The sequence below is a fragment of the Pseudomonas sp. TE3911 genome (genome assembly GCF_054062775.1).
In genome coordinates this window covers 2,086,699-2,101,307 of record NZ_JBSSFP010000001.1, presented here as the reverse complement: position 1 = coordinate 2,101,307, position 14,609 = coordinate 2,086,699, and the positions used below count along the sequence as shown (strand labels likewise).

Sequence of the window (14,609 nt, the reverse complement as noted above, 5' to 3'; positions counted from 1 at the left end):
GTTAGTGAAGCCTAAGTTTGCGGATCTGCGAGGATCCCTTAAGCTGGCCATCCTTTGCTCCGCCCGGAAATGCCCATGTCTCGAAGTATTGCCCACTTGGCCCTGCTCCTGGGGTTGATCACGGCCGTTGGCCCGTTCGCCATCGACATCTACCTGCCTGCGCTGCCAACCCTTGGCGCGAGCCTGCACGCCTCGCCGGCCGCCGTACAGATGAGCCTGACCGTGTTCTTTGTGATCGTGGGGGTATGCCAGCTGTTCTACGGCCCCATCAGCGATGTATTCGGACGCAAACCGCCGATTTATGCCGGACTGCTGATTTTTGCCATCGGGAGTATCGGCTGCGCCCTGGCGCCGACCATTGAAGTGCTGATTGGATTTCGTGCCCTGCAAGCATTTGGTGCGTGCGCCGGCATGGTGATCCCTCGGGCTATCGTTCGCGATCTGTACACCGGCCATGAAGCCGCGCGGCTGATGTCATTGCTGATGCTGGTGATGAGTGTCTCGCCAATTCTTGCCCCGCTGGCTGGCAGTGTGGTGATTGCGCTCTGGAGTTGGCGCGAAGTGTTCGCCGTGCTGGCGGTGGTGGCCGTGTTGTGCCTGGTGATGACGGCCGTGCAATTGCCCGAAACCCACCCGCCCGAGCGTCGTATGGGTAAAACCCTGGGCACTGCATTCAGCAGTTATGGGGCTCTGCTGCGCGATCCTGTGTTTATCGGATTGTCGGTGGTCTGCGGCTTTGGGTTGGCAACGTTCTTTGTTTTTATTGGCAGCGCGCCCTTTGTGTACATCGAATATTTCGGCCTGACACCCACGCAATTCAGCCTGTGTTTTGCCCTGAATGCGGCGTCATTTTTCGCTATGAGCCAGCTGACGGCGCGCCTGAGCGCACGCTTCGGTCTGGTGCCGTTGATACTTTGGTCAGTTACGGCGGTGGCTGCAGTGATGCTTCTGCTGGCGGTCACCACGCTGTGGGTTGATAGCTTGGTCCTGATGATGACGTTGCTGTTTATCGGCTTCGGCTTCCTTGGCTTGCTGTTGCCTGCCTCGGGTGTGTTGGCCCTGGAGGACCATGGCGCGGTGGCGGGTTCTGCATCCGCTTTGCTTGGCGCGATTCAAATGATCACAGGGGCGGTGTCCATGACCCTTGTTGGAGTCTTTGCCGACCACACCCCGGCGCCAATGATCATCGGTATTGCGATGTGTGCCGTTGCGGCGATGCTCACGGTGATCTGGACATTACGCCGTTTGCCCGCCCACTTGGCGAGTGCCCCGCCCTCCTCCTGAGGGGTAACAACAGGGCTCGGCGTTAACCACTCGTCGGCCCTGGGCAGGATCCAGCACAACTATCGCCGGCCAAGGAATTACTAACTCCATAGCACCCTTAGGAACCTATGGAGATTGAGATGACTGACTACCCACGCCCGCCCTTCGCCCCTCAAGCCCAATCGGTCCCAGGCTCCCAGAGAAAAATGGACCCTTATCCCGATTGTGGCGAGCAAAGCTATAAAGGCTCTGGTCGGCTGGCCAACAAAATCGCGCTGATCACGGGGGCCGACAGCGGCATCGGTCGCGCGGTTGCCATTGCGTTTGCCCGTGAAGGTGCAGACGTTGCCATCGCCTACCTGGACGAGCACGAAGACGCCAAGGAAACCGCACGCTGGGTGGAAGAGGCCGGTCGCCAATGCCTGTTACTGCCCGGCGATCTTGCACAGAAAGCCCAGTGCCAGGCACTGGTCGACAGCACCGTCGAACAGTTCGGTCGCATCGATGTGCTGGTCAATAACGCTGCGTTCCAGATGACCCACGAAACCCTCGAAGAGATCGAGGACGAGGAATGGGTGAAGACCTTCGATATCAACATCACGGCGATGTTTCGCATCTGCAAGGCCGCCCTGCCCCATATGAAGGCTGGCAGTTCGATCATCAACACCAGTTCGGTCAACTCTGACATGCCCAAACCGACCCTGCTGGCCTACGCCGCCACCAAGGGCGCGATTGCCAACTTCACCGGCGGTTTGGCGCAGTTGCTGGGCAGCAAGGGCATTCGCGTCAACAGTGTGGCCCCCGGACCGATCTGGACGCCGCTGATCGTGGCGACCATGACTGATGAAGATGTGAAGAGCTTCGGCAGCGAAACACCACTGGGCCGACCTGGCCAGCCGGTGGAAGTGGCGCCGATTTATGTGCTGCTTGCCTCGGATGAAGCCAGCTACATCTCCGGTTCACGCTATGCGGTTACCGGGGGGAAACCCATCCTCTAGCCTTGAAGGCGCTCTAAGGCTGAACATCCTCCCTGGGGCGAGCGCCTTGATGAACTGAGCGCCTGTGGTGACCTCTCTGTTCGTGGTGACAGGGCTTTTTGTGGTGATCGGGCTTTTGTGATCATCAGGCTTTTGTGGTGAGCGGGCTTGCCCCGCGCTGGGCTGCGAAGCAGACCCAATAAACTTGGGGGCTGCTATGCAAGCCGGCGAGGGGCAAGCCCGCTCACTACAGGTCGAATCGATCTACGGCTCGGCGGCGTTCGTTGTCGTCACGCACGTCATAGCTGGCGGTGGTCTGGATGTTAGTGTGATGCGCCAGCTTCTGCGCGATCGATAGGTCATGCTCCTCGATCACCCGCGTGATAAACGAGCGACGGAAGTCATGGGGCATGATCTTGACCCCCACCTGTTCCCCTCGCTGCCGGGCAATGTAGTAAATCGCGTGTTTAGTAATGCGTTCCCGGGTGATATGGCTACCCCGGCGGATGCGATTGAACAGGAAGCTGTCGTCCTGCTCGCCCTCTTTTAACTGCTCGCGCCGAAACGCCAGCCAGGCCTGCAACTTGGCAAATGCCCATTGCGGCGCGTACTTGATCAACTCTTTGTTGCCTTTGCCAATGACCCGCAAGCTGCGCTCCTCAACGTTGATCTGCGCGAGATCCAGGTTGACCGACTCCGACTTGCGCATGCCCGAGCCGTAGAGGATGCCGATGACCGCGGCATCACGCAGGCCTTGCGGCCTGGGGTCGGCGGCACAGACTTCCATCATTTCGCGGATCAGCGTGCGCCGCAGGTTACGGCCCTGGCCAAGACGCGTACCGGGCGCTGGCTTGACCGTGCGCATTCTCAACAAGTGTTCCTGACTGATCAGGCTCATGCGCCACGCTTCATTCATCACCCCGCGCACCGCATTTACATATAACGATGAGGTGTTGGGCGCGTAGCCGTCTTCGCGCAGGGCGGCTACCAGGGCGATGACGTGTTCGGGTTGCAGCAGGTGCCAGTCGATGTCTTCAAGGTTGATATCCTCGAAGCCCAGGCGGTCGGCGGCGTCCTGCAGCACGTAGCGCATGGTGAGTTGGCTGGAGGGGGCCAGGCGGGTGAGGTAGAGGGTCAGCGGGTTGCGGATATGCTCAGTCAAAATAGATCAGCCTTTGGATTAAATACCTCGAACAAGCCATTGTTAAATCAAGGTATTTAGTGAATTGGCGAGGGCTGAGTCTAGCGCAGCACAGGCCCTCTTACCAAATCATGGGGCAGTTTCTTCGTCCTCCGTGGGTTCCTGGGGCTGGGTCTGGGCCTGGCTCCATTCGGCGTCCTGCTTTTGCATCAGTGCGAACCAATGCTGACGCATGAACGTGAGATACGCCTCGGGCGCATTGGCGAAATCCCTCTCATCGCCATAGCAGCCGGGTAACGGCAATTCGGTGCCCTGCTCCTTGTACTGGCTGACGAGCGCCTGTTGCCCAGCGGTGCTGCAATCCTTGGGCAGCGGCATCCCGCGCAACGCCCCGGCCTCTTCATCCCACCAGGCGGCGCCGTAGCGGTCGACACCGCGCAAACGGTACTTCTGCGACTTGCCCACATGCATGATCAGCTTGAATTCATTGGGGCTCACGTCGCTCGTGCAGGTGCGCGAATAGCCCACAGTGGCCTGGGTGATGCCATCGCCCGACAGGTCGGTGACCTTGGTCGCGGCTTGGTCGAAACGCAACGCCGCGTCAAATTCGCAATGCTGCACATCGTCGTAGAGCATCCACACGCGCTTGGGGCGGTTACCGTCGATCAGGTACTGAGCGGCATACACAAAGGACGACTGGGTGCCGTCGTCATCCCGCTCGCTGACTTGTTCAGCCAGCACCAGCAGATTCTTGCCCTGGCGGTCGTCCCAGGTGTAAGCGGCGATCTGCTTGCCACGTACTTCCACGCCATCCGGCACCTGATCGAGGCGGGTCAACGCCACGCTTTCATCGGCGCGAACGATCGTGACACACGCCACGCTCATCAACAACCCCATCAATACTGGCCGCAACTGGCCGCGTAAAAGCTGCACGCTATTCATCCGATTACCCTGCCAAGAGACGCGTTACTTTACCGGCACTTGAGAGGCATTGCAGAGAAGATTCTTCAATCGTGGTCGAAGCCTGATTGTGTTCGCCGACGCTGTAGTAAATGCGTTGCATGCCGTCCCTGTTTCACCACGACCCCGCCCCCCCTTAGCGCCCTCATGTTTAGCTGAACCCTGGCTGTCTGGCTGTCAAATAAACGAATTTTCGACTTCCCCTTCATACCTTTCCTACATATTTGAGCTTAATCTTAAATACGGAAGTTCAAGGCGATATTCACATTCTTGAACTAACCTCTTGATTAGATTTCGATTTTTAGCGGTTCTTAACCGTTGCACGGCGTTTGTATCCAATGATTGCGGGCGTTTTCACGCGCCACGCTGCTCCAACCCCGAGGTCATAAATCTTTGAAACCCTACCCTATTCATCGCGTGTCGATCGTTATCCCGGTCTACAACGAAGAAGAAAGCCTGCCTGAATTGCTGCGTCGCACCACCGCGGCGTGCAGGCAACTGGCCTACGAATACGAAATCATCCTGGTGGATGACGGTAGCCGTGACAACTCGGCCCAACTGCTGGAAGACGCTGCCGCAGAAGACGGCAGCAACGTGGTGGCTGTGATCCTCAACCGCAACTACGGCCAGCATGCCGCGATCATGGCGGGTTTCGAACAGTGCCAGGGCGAAGTGGTGATTACCCTCGATGCCGACCTGCAGAACCCTCCCGAAGAAATCCCGCGCCTGGTGGAGCAAGCCGCCCTCGGCTACGACGTCGTCGCCACCGTGCGCAACAATCGCCAGGACTCGGCGTTTCGCCGCTGGCCGTCACGCCTGATCAACCTTGCCGTGCAGCGCTCTACCGGCGTGGCCATGACCGACTACGGCTGCATGCTGCGCGCTTACCGCCGCACCATCGTCGACGCCATGCTCGCCTGCCGCGAGCGCAGCACCTTTATCCCGATCCTCGCCAACGGCTTCGCCCGCCACACCACGGAAATCCTGGTGCACCACGCCGAACGCGAACACGGTGAGTCCAAATACAGCGCCATGCGCCTGATCAGCCTGATGTTCGACCTGCTGACCTGCATGACCACCACGCCGCTGCGCCTGCTGTCTATTGTCGGCTTCAGCCTGGCGGCCCTGGGCATGCTGTTTGCCTTCGCGCTGATCGTTCTGCGCCTGGCCTTCGGTGCCGACTGGGCGGGCGACGGCCTGTTCGTGCTGTTCGCGGTGCTGTTCGTCTTCACCGGTGGCCAGTTCATCGGCATGGGCCTCTTGGGTGAATACCTGGGCCGCATGTACAGCGATGTGCGCGCCCGCCCACGCTTCTTTATCGAAAAAGTGCTGCGCAACCAACCGGCAGCACCGGCTCCTGTGGTCGTCGTTGACGGCCTGGTGTCTTCCCATACTTCCACTTCCGCCGATCAGGTTCAGTCATGAGTTCAAAAGCTGTTGTATTCGCGTACCACGATATTGGTTGTGCAGGCATTGAAGCGCTGCTCAATACCGGCTACGAAATTGCTGCTGTGTTTACCCATGCCGACGACCCCAAGGAAAACAACTTCTACGGCTCCGTTGCCCAACTGTGCGCCCGCAACGGTATCCCGGTGCATGCGCCAGAGGACGCCAACCACCCTCTGTGGATTGAGCGCATCGCCAAGCTGAACCCGGATTACATTTTCTCTTTCTACTACCGCAACCTGCTGAGCGAGCCGCTGCTGGCCACCGCCCGTAAAGGTGCGTTCAACCTGCACGGTTCGTTGCTGCCCAAGTACCGTGGCCGCGCGCCGGCCAACTGGGTGCTGGTCAACGGCGAAACCGAAACCGGCGTGACCCTGCACCGCATGGTCAAGCGTGCGGATGCCGGCGCGATCCTCGCCCAGCAAAAAGTCACCATCGAGCGTAGCGACACCGGCCTGACCCTGCATGCCAAGCTGCGTGAAGCCGCCAGCAACCTGCTGCGTGATGTCCTGCCGCAACTGGCCGAAGGCAAGCTGACTGAAACCGCACAAGATGAAAGCCAAGCCACTTACTTCGGTCGCCGCACGGCCGCAGACGGCAAGCTGGACTGGAAACATCCGGCTGAAACCCTGTTCAACCTGGTTCGCGCCGTGACTCAACCGTATCCAGGCGCATTCTGTGCCGTGGGCGAACACAAGCTGATCGTGTGGCAAGCCGAGGTGGTCAAGGGCAACGAAGGCCTGGCACCGGGCCGGGTGATCAGCGTCAACCCGCTGCGCATCGCCTGTGGCGAGGACTCCCTGGTGGTCAAGTTCGGCCAGCGCAACGACAACGGCCTGTACCTGGCCGGCCCTTCCCTGGCCAACGAACTGGGCCTGGTCGACGGCTCCGTGCTGCGCGGTGCCGAATCCGGCCGCAAGCCACGCCGTACCCGCGTGCTGATCCTGGGCGTGAACGGTTTTATCGGTAACCATCTGTCCGAGCGCCTGCTGCGTGACGACCGTTATGAAGTCTACGGCCTGGACATCGGCTCCGACGCCATTGAGCGCCTGCGCAGCCACCCGAACTTCCATTACGTCGAAGGCGACATCAGCATCCACACCGAGTGGATCGAATACCACATCAAGAAGTGCGACGTGGTCCTGCCGCTGGTGGCCATCGCCACGCCGATCGAATACACCCGTAACCCGCTGCGCGTGTTCGAGTTGGACTTCGAAGAAAACCTCAAGCTGGTGCGCTACTGCGTCAAGTACAACAAGCGCGTGATCTTCCCGTCGACCTCTGAAGTCTATGGCATGTGCCAGGACCAGTATTTCGACGAAGACACTTCCAACCTGGTGGTTGGCCCGGTCAACAAACAGCGCTGGATCTACTCGGTCTCCAAGCAACTGCTGGACCGCGTGATCTGGGCCTACGGCGCCAAGGGCCTGAACTTCACGCTGTTCCGTCCGTTCAACTGGATGGGCCCACGCCTCGACCGCCTGGATTCGGCCCGTATCGGCAGCTCCCGTGCGATCACCCAACTGATCCTGAACCTGGTGGAAGGCACGCCGATCCGCCTGTTCGATGGTGGCGAGCAGAAACGCTGCTTCACCGACATCGCCGACGGTATCGAAGCCCTGGCCCGCATCATTGATAACGACAACGATGCCTGCAACGGCCAGATCATCAACATCGGTAACCCGGAAAACGAAGCCAGCATCCGCCAGTTGGGCGAAGAGCTGCTGCGTCAGTTCGAAGCGCACCCGCTGCGCAGCAACTTCCCGCCGTTCGCCGGTTTCCGCGATGTGGAGAGCAAGGCGTTCTACGGCACCGGTTACCAAGACGTGGCACACCGCAAGCCAAGCATCGAAAACGCCAAGCGCCTGCTGAACTGGGAGCCAACCGTGGAGATGAGCGAAACCATCGGCAACACGCTGGACTTCTTCCTGCGCGAGGCCATGCTCGAAATCGCGGATAAGCGCTAATGCAGGCAGGTCTTCGCATTGACGTCGATACCTATCGGGGCACCCGTGAAGGTGTGCCACGGTTGCTCGAATCCCTGGACGAGGCCGGGGTAAAAGCGACGTTCTTCTTCAGTGTCGGGCCGGACAACATGGGGCGCCACTTGTGGCGCCTGATCCGCCCGCAATTCCTGTGGAAGATGCTGCGTTCCAACGCTGCCGGCCTGTACGGCTGGGACATCCTGCTCGCCGGCACTGCCTGGCCGGGCAAGCCGATCGGCCGTGACTTGGGGCACTTGATGCGCCAGGCCAAGGCCGCCGGTCACGAAGTCGGCCTGCACGCCTGGGATCACCATGGCTGGCAGGCCAACACCGGACGGTGGAGCGATGCACAACTGGTCGAGCAAATTCGACGCGGCGTGGAGACCCTGAGCGACATCCTGGGCGAACGCATCGACTGTTCGGCCGCCGCCGGTTGGCGTGCCGATGAGCGAGTGGTGCAAGCCAAGCAAGGTTTCAACTTTCGCTACAACAGCGATTGCCGGGGTACCAGCCTGTTTCGGCCGACATTGGCCGATGGCAGCGCAGGTACGCCACAAATTCCGGTGGACCTGCCGACCTTCGACGAAGTCGTCGGGCCGGTGGTGGCCGCCAAAGACTTCAATAGCTTCATTCTTGACCGGTTTGCCGAGTCGAAGCTCAACGTCTACACGATCCACGCAGAAGTAGAAGGGATTCTGATGGCCAACGATTTTCGCCAGTTGCTTGCCCAGGCAGGGCAGCGCGGCATCGATTTCAAACCGCTGGGTGACTTGTTGCCTGCGGACCTGACCACCCTGCCCCAGCAACAGTTGGTGCGCGGCGCATTGAGCGGCCGTGAGGGTTGGCTTGGAGTGCAGCAGGCATGATTCGGCGTTGGGCCTTGCCCCTGCTCCTGTTAGCGTTTGGCGTGTTTTACCTGCTGCCGCTGGCAACCCATGGCCTGTGGATTCCTGATGAAACCCGCTACGCACAGATCAGCCAGGAAATGCTGCTGACCGGCAAGTGGGCTTCGCCGCACTTCATGGGGATTCGCTATTTCGAAAAGCCGGCTGCCGGTTACTGGATGATCGCGCTCGGCCAGGCGATCTTCGGGCAAAACCTGTTTGGTGTGCGCTTCGCCTCGGCGTTGAGCACCGGTTTGAGCATCCTGCTGGTGTACCTGGTGTCACGTCGGCTGTGGAATGACCCGCAAAAGAGCCTGGTCAGCACCGTGCTGTACATGAGCTTTGTCAGCGTGGCGGCCTTGGGCGGTTATGCCAACCTCGATCCGCAGTTCACCTTCTGGGTCAACCTGACCGGCGTTGCCCTGTGGTTCTGCTTCGACAGCACCACCCGCAACGGCCGCCTGGGATCCTGGGCGCTGCTCGGTTTCGCCTGTGGCATGGGCTTTATGACCAAGGGATTCCTGGCGTGGCTGTTGCCGGTGTTAATCGCCCTGCCCTACGCGATCTGGCAGAAGCGCTTTCGCGAACTGCTCGGTTATGGGCTGGTGGCCGTGGTTGTCGCCATTGCAGTGAGCCTGCCGTGGGCACTGGCCGTGCATCTGCAAGAACCGGACTATTGGAATTTCTTCTTCTGGCACGAGCATATCCAGCGTTTTGCCGGCGAGGATGCCCAGCACGCCGAGCCTTTCTGGTATTACCTACCGCTGCTGGTCGCGTTCAGCCTGCCGTGGGTCGCACTGCTGCCGTCCACCCTGAAACAGGCGTGGCAGGAAAAACGCGCGGCGAAAACTGCCTTCCTGCTGCTGTGGCTGCTGATGCCGCTGGCGTTTTTCAGCCTGGCCAAGGGCAAGTTGCCCTCCTACATCATGCCGTGCCTGTTGCCGCTGGCGCTGCTGATGGGCTCGACACTGGCGGACAAACTCGCCGCAGGCCGCGGCCGTGTCGTGCGTATCAACGGTTGGCTGAACCTGGTGATTGGCGTCTCAGTGTTACTGGCGCTGACGTGGTTTCAACTGAAGAAGCCCGTCTACGAACACGGTCAGGAAACCCTCAGCCTGGTGCTGGTGTTTGTCTTCCTGTTCGGCTGGATCATCGCCAACCTGCTGCAAGCGTCACGCCCGCTGCGCTTGTGGGCAGCGCCGGTAGTTGGCAGTTGGTTGCTGGTGGCGTTGGTCCCAGCCGCACTGCCCCATTCGGTGGTTTACAACAAGACTCCGGACCAGTTCATCATCGATCACCTCCAGGAGCTGAGCCAGACCAGCGCGTTGCTGAGCAATGACCTGGGCGCAGCCTCCGCCTTGGCCTGGCGCGTCAAGCGCCCGGACGTGACCCTCTATAACACCGTCGGCGAAGTGAAATATGGCTTGGCCTTCGACGATGCGGCCCATCACAAGGTCGACACCACACAGGTCCAGCAGTGGATGAGCGACGCACGTAAACACGGCGCCGTCGGGGTGGTCATGCGCGTGAAGGGTGACGACGAAATCGCCGAGGTGGACTTGCTGCCCAAAGACGGCAAGCGCTACGAGCAAGGCAATATCGTGATCCTGGTGTTCCCGCAGGTTGCGCCATGATCACGCTATGCCTGTTATTGGCCGCCTGCCTGCTGACATGCATGGGCCAGGTTTCGCAAAAATTCGCCGTGGAAAGCTGGCGCGACCAGCCCGACGGTTGGGCGCTGAAGCTGCGCTCGCCGTGGCTGTGGTCGGCCCTGCTGTGCCTGGGTTTTGGTTTGCTGGTGTGGTTGCTGGTGTTGCAGCGCCTGGAAGTCGGTATCGCCTACCCGATGCTCAGCCTCAATTTTGTCCTGGTCACGCTGGTGGCGCGCTTTGTGTTCAAGGAACACATCGACACACGGCATTGGCTGGGTGTCGTGCTGGTGATTGCCGGTGTGGTGCTGTTGGGGCGCCAGGTATGAGCCGCGTGCGTGGTTTTGCCCTGGCCCTGGGCAGCGTTGGCTTGGTCAGCGCCGCCCAATTGGGCATGCGCTGGAGCATGACGCGCCTGCCCTTGCCCACCGAATGGCTGGCGGCGTTGAACAGCAACGCCATCGACTTCGCTGCGTTGGGCGTGGTGAGCCTGGCGATCTTCGCCTACGCGCTGTCGATGCTCTGCTGGCTCGGCGCGCTCAAGCACCTGCCCCTTGGCCGCGCCTATTCATTGCTCAGCATCAGCTATGCGCTGGTGTACCTGTTGGCCGCCAGCCTGCCGGTGTTCAACGAACATTTTTCCGTTTCAAAAACCCTGGGGGTGGCGCTTGTCATCCTCGGTGTGCTGATCATCAACTCTCGTCGTGCCAGTGCTACTCGTCCCAGGAATGCCCCATGAAAATCAGTGTATTTGGTAGTGGTTACGTCGGCCTGGTACAGGCCACCGTATTAGCCGAAGTCGGTCACGATGTGATCTGCATGGACGTCGATCAAAACAAGGTCAAGCTGCTGCAGCAAGGCCACGTGAGTATCTTCGAACCGGGACTGGCCGCCATGGTCAAGGAGAACCTGGAAAGCGGCCGCCTGAATTTCACTTTCGATGAGAAGCTCGCCGTCGAACACGGTGAAGTGCTGTTTATCGCCGTCGGCACGCCGTCGGATGAAGATGGCTCGGCCGACTTGAAGTACGTGCTGTCGGTGGGCGACGCCGTGGCCCGTCATCGAGTGGCACCGGTAATCCTGGTGGAAAAGTCCACGGTACCCGTGGGCACCGGCGACACCCTGCGCGCCCATATCGAAAAAGCCCTGCACGTCGCTGGCCGGCACCTGGAGTTCGATATCGTCTCCAACCCGGAATTCCTCAAGGAAGGCTCGGCGGTTGCCGACTGTCGCCGTCCGGATCGCATCATCATCGGCTGTGAGCGCGAAGAAGTGCGCGAGGTGATGCGCGATCTGTACGCGCCGTTCAACCGCAACCACGACCGCATCATCTTCATGGACCTGCGCAGCGCCGAGCTGACCAAGTACGCCGCCAACTGCATGCTGGCCACCAAGATCAGCTTTATCAACCAGATCGCCGAGCTGGCCGAGCACCTGGGGGCGGATATCGAAGCAGTGCGCCTGGGCATCGGTGCCGACTCGCGCATCGGCTATCACTTTATCTACCCCGGTTGCGGTTACGGCGGTTCATGTTTTCCCAAAGACATGCGCGCCTTGATCCACAGCGCCAAACAGGCCAACTGCTCCAGCGACCTGTTGGAAGCCGTAGAAGCGATCAACCAACGCCAGAAGAGCAAGCTGTTCGAGCGCGTCAATGCGTTCTTCCAAGGCAATCTGCGCGGCAAGACCTTCGCCCTGTGGGGCCTTGCGTTCAAGCCCAACACCGACGACATGCGCGATGCACCCAGCCGCGTGCTGATGGAAGCGCTGTGGGCTGCCGGCGCCAACGTGCGCGCGTTCGACCCGGAAGCCATGCAGGAAACCCAGCGCCTCTACGGTGACGAAGAACGGCTGATGCTGATGGGCACGCCGGAGTCCACTCTGGTTGGCGCCGATGCGCTGATCGTGTGCACCGAGTGGCAGCAGTTCAAAGCCCCCGATTTCGACCTGATCCACCAGCGCCTGAAAACCCCGGTGATCTTCGATGGCCGCAACCTGTATGACGGCGAGCGCCTGTCGCGCAAGGGCTTCCAATACTTCCCGATAGGGCGAGGCGACTCATGTCAGTTGCCGATTCCGCAGCAGCAGTGGGTGCCACAGGTCGTGGAAGCCTGATACGTGAACACAGCCCGACCGCCTTTGCTGAGTGCCACGATCCGCCGCCAATCCCTCTGCCTGGGATTGCTGGCGCTGTTGCTGTTTATCGCCGGCAGTTGGCACCAGGCGATTATCGGTTTCGACTCACGCTTCGTGCTGTTCGCCCAGGAAATGCTGCGCCATGGGCCGGGCTTTTTTCCCACCACTTACGGCCAGCCGTATGCTGATTATCTGGCCACCTCGACCCTGATGACCTGGCTGTTGTCGCTGCCCCTGGGCCAGGTCACCAGCCTCACGGCCTGGCTGCCCACTTCGATGGCCTCGGCACTGATCGTCATCCTGGTGTATCGCCTCACGGCGCCCTACTCCCAGCGCTGGGGCTTGTTGAGCATTGCGGTGCTGCTGTTGAGCACCACCTTTATCAGCGAAACCCGCGCCGTGTCCCTGGACCAGATGCTCGCCGCGATCACCTTGACGGTGTTTTATCTGGGTTACGCCCATGATCATTTCTCTGCGGGTAAACGTCTGCACTGGCTGTTTCTGCTCTTGATCCTGGGGTTTGCGATACGCGGGCCAATTGGCCTGGTCGTGCCCACCGGTGTGCTGTGCAGCTATTACCTGATCAACCGGCAATGGCGCCAACTGCTCAGCTTCGGCCTCCTGGCGCTGGCGCTGCTGCTGGCCTGTGTCGGCCTGCTGTTGCTGATGGCCAAACTCAGTGGCGGTGAGCGTTTCATGCAGGACGTGATCCGCATGCAGTTCCTCGGGCGCATGGATGGCAGCGAAGGCAGCAGCGGTGTGCTGTATTACTTCACCAGCTCCCTGGGTAATTACGCCTTGGCCTATCCCCTGGCGTTGCTAGCGCTGCTGGCAGTGGCGACCGGTGGGCGGCGCACGCCGGAGCCGGCCTTGCAATTGGTGCTGTACTGCGCCGCTGCCGGCTTGCTGGTGATGGTTGGCCTGTCGATCCCCCAGGCGAAAAAGGCGCGCTATGTACTGCCGATGCTGCCCATGGCGGCGATTATTGCGGCGTATCCCTTTTACGGCGCACGCGGGCGGCTTTTCGCCGGGCTGCGCGCCCTGATGCTGGGTCTATGGACGCTGCTGCCTACGCTGCTGATCGCGGGGCTGCTGTTCGTGCGCCCACGTTATCCGGAACAACTGAGCCATCTGGGCTTGGTGCTGGGTGTGCTTGGTGCGCTGCAGGCATTGGCGCTGTTGTCGTTGTTCGTCTCTCGTCTACGGCCGGTCGGGCCGGCCTTCACTGCAGTGTTGGCGGTGTGGGCTACCTACATCCTGGTGGTGGAGCCGCTGGAGCGCAGTGTCTATGACACCCGCACATTTACCTTGAACGTTCATGAGCAGGTGATGCAGCAGCGTGCCCCCGTGGTCTTGCACGGTTTGGGCAAAGACGCCAAGGCCATCAAATACATGGTCAACCTCGACTGCGATCAGGTGCCGTTGTTTACCCAGCAAGCTGCTGACCTGACGCCGCTGCAAGGGCCAGCCTGGCTGGTGATGAGCGAAGAGGATTTCCGCGCGCTTAAAGATCCGCGCTTTGCCACGCTCACGCCGACCTTAGCGGGCGAGTTCGATCGCAACACCTTTGTCCTGCTGTACCTGGCCAAACCCCCACAGCCTTGAGTCGACCCGGAAGAATCCTACGCAGCTATGCGTAATGGCTGGTGTCATTTCACTTTCCGGGGGTTGAAACCCAACTGTAAACTCGATGGCCATGTGGGGTAGGTCTTTACCGCCACAGGCCATGGAACACAACAAGGACGTTAAGAGCGGCAGCCATCACTGCGGCTCACTTCGCGAGAGGACAATGCCGTGCCAAATGATCGTTTACCTGATACTCCTGCTGCCTTGATCCGGGATGAAGTGCATATCGGCTACCTGCCCATTCCGCCGTTGGATCGACTGATGTCGCTACGCAACGCTCTGGTGGCACTCAAAGGTCCACTCTCTGGCGAGCCAGGGCTCCTGGAAAACCTGCAAAAGCATATGTTCAACGAAGAAACCGATATCCGCGTATTGGGCAAACTGAACACCGCGTACATTCCCCTCTAGTGAAATGGGTTTTAATTCAATATTTATGCATTAAAACCTCATTAATATGCATTGGCGCCGATAATCGAGCCGCGGCACACTGCGCAGGTTCCTCCCCCAAATGCAGGAACGTTCAAAGGGCTTTTCCGGGAAAC

The 14,609-nt window shown here is 60.1% G+C and carries 13 protein-coding genes; 11 read left to right on the top strand and 2 right to left on the bottom strand.

The genetic code is table 11. The features are described 5' to 3' along the window. The first annotated feature begins 75 nt into the window (after positions 1–75). Both ACVWXD_RS09580 and ACVWXD_RS09575 read left to right on the top strand, forming a co-directional pair. Positions 76–1,284, top strand: a complete 1,209-nt coding sequence (locus ACVWXD_RS09580; protein WP_099602487.1) for a multidrug effflux MFS transporter — start codon at positions 76–78, stop codon at positions 1,282–1,284. Between the two features lie 119 nt (positions 1,285–1,403). Then, entirely contained in the window at positions 1,404–2,261 is an 858-nt protein-coding gene (locus ACVWXD_RS09575; protein WP_032885742.1) for an SDR family oxidoreductase, read from the top strand. Positions 2,262–2,487: 226 nt separating this feature from the next. On the opposite strand, the gene ACVWXD_RS09570 is transcribed toward ACVWXD_RS09575, so the two are convergent. Both ACVWXD_RS09570 and ACVWXD_RS09565 read right to left on the bottom strand, forming a co-directional pair. After that, a complete protein-coding gene (locus ACVWXD_RS09570; RefSeq protein WP_032885654.1) occupies positions 2,488–3,402 on the bottom strand; it encodes a site-specific integrase in 915 nt (304 codons plus the stop codon). Positions 3,403–3,510: 108 nt separating this feature from the next. Beyond that, positions 3,511–4,323, bottom strand: a complete 813-nt coding sequence (locus ACVWXD_RS09565; RefSeq protein WP_181643449.1) for a M949_RS01915 family surface polysaccharide biosynthesis protein — start codon at positions 4,321–4,323, stop codon at positions 3,511–3,513. A 411-nt stretch (positions 4,324–4,734) separates the two neighbouring features. Between ACVWXD_RS09565 and arnC the strand changes: the two genes are divergently transcribed. From arnC to ACVWXD_RS09520, 9 genes are all read left to right on the top strand, one after another. After that, positions 4,735–5,766 carry an undecaprenyl-phosphate 4-deoxy-4-formamido-L-arabinose transferase gene (gene arnC / locus ACVWXD_RS09560; protein WP_032885656.1) on the top strand — a complete coding sequence of 344 codons (1,032 nt, stop codon included), beginning with the start codon at positions 4,735–4,737 and terminating at the stop codon, positions 5,764–5,766. Next, on the top strand, positions 5,763–7,754 hold the full coding sequence (gene arnA, locus ACVWXD_RS09555) for a bifunctional UDP-4-amino-4-deoxy-L-arabinose formyltransferase/UDP-glucuronic acid oxidase ArnA (protein WP_032885657.1): 1,992 nt from the start codon (positions 5,763–5,765) through the stop codon (positions 7,752–7,754). Before arnC ends, arnA begins: the two co-directional genes overlap by 4 nt. Then, a complete protein-coding gene (gene arnD, locus ACVWXD_RS09550) occupies positions 7,754–8,638 on the top strand; it encodes a 4-deoxy-4-formamido-L-arabinose-phosphoundecaprenol deformylase (protein WP_032885658.1) in 885 nt (294 codons plus the stop codon). The genes arnA and arnD overlap by 1 nt, the downstream gene beginning before the upstream one ends. Then, positions 8,635–10,290 (top strand): lipid IV(A) 4-amino-4-deoxy-L-arabinosyltransferase, encoded by a 1,656-nt coding sequence (gene arnT / locus ACVWXD_RS09545; RefSeq protein WP_401379456.1) that lies wholly within the window; start codon positions 8,635–8,637, stop codon positions 10,288–10,290. Before arnD ends, arnT begins: the two co-directional genes overlap by 4 nt. After that, positions 10,287–10,634, top strand: a complete 348-nt coding sequence (arnE, locus tag ACVWXD_RS09540; RefSeq protein ID WP_032885660.1) for a 4-amino-4-deoxy-L-arabinose-phosphoundecaprenol flippase subunit ArnE — start codon at positions 10,287–10,289, stop codon at positions 10,632–10,634. The genes arnT and arnE overlap by 4 nt, the downstream gene beginning before the upstream one ends. After that, positions 10,631–11,044 (top strand): 4-amino-4-deoxy-L-arabinose-phosphoundecaprenol flippase subunit ArnF, encoded by a 414-nt coding sequence (gene arnF / locus ACVWXD_RS09535; RefSeq protein ID WP_032885661.1) that lies wholly within the window; start codon positions 10,631–10,633, stop codon positions 11,042–11,044. The genes arnE and arnF overlap by 4 nt, the downstream gene beginning before the upstream one ends. Further along, the gene (locus tag ACVWXD_RS09530) at positions 11,041–12,420 is read left to right on the top strand and encodes a UDP-glucose dehydrogenase family protein (protein ID WP_032885662.1); all 1,380 of its coding nucleotides are present in this window, start codon (positions 11,041–11,043) and stop codon (positions 12,418–12,420) included. Before arnF ends, ACVWXD_RS09530 begins: the two co-directional genes overlap by 4 nt. A 3-nt stretch (positions 12,421–12,423) precedes the next feature. Further along, positions 12,424–14,046 (top strand): ArnT family glycosyltransferase, encoded by a 1,623-nt coding sequence (locus ACVWXD_RS09525; protein WP_457370896.1) that lies wholly within the window; start codon positions 12,424–12,426, stop codon positions 14,044–14,046. 189 nt (positions 14,047–14,235) lie between these two features. Then, positions 14,236–14,475 carry a type VI secretion system contractile sheath small subunit gene (locus tag ACVWXD_RS09520; RefSeq protein ID WP_122680988.1) on the top strand — a complete coding sequence of 80 codons (240 nt, stop codon included), beginning with the start codon at positions 14,236–14,238 and terminating at the stop codon, positions 14,473–14,475. Positions 14,476–14,609: the final 134 nt, after the last annotated feature.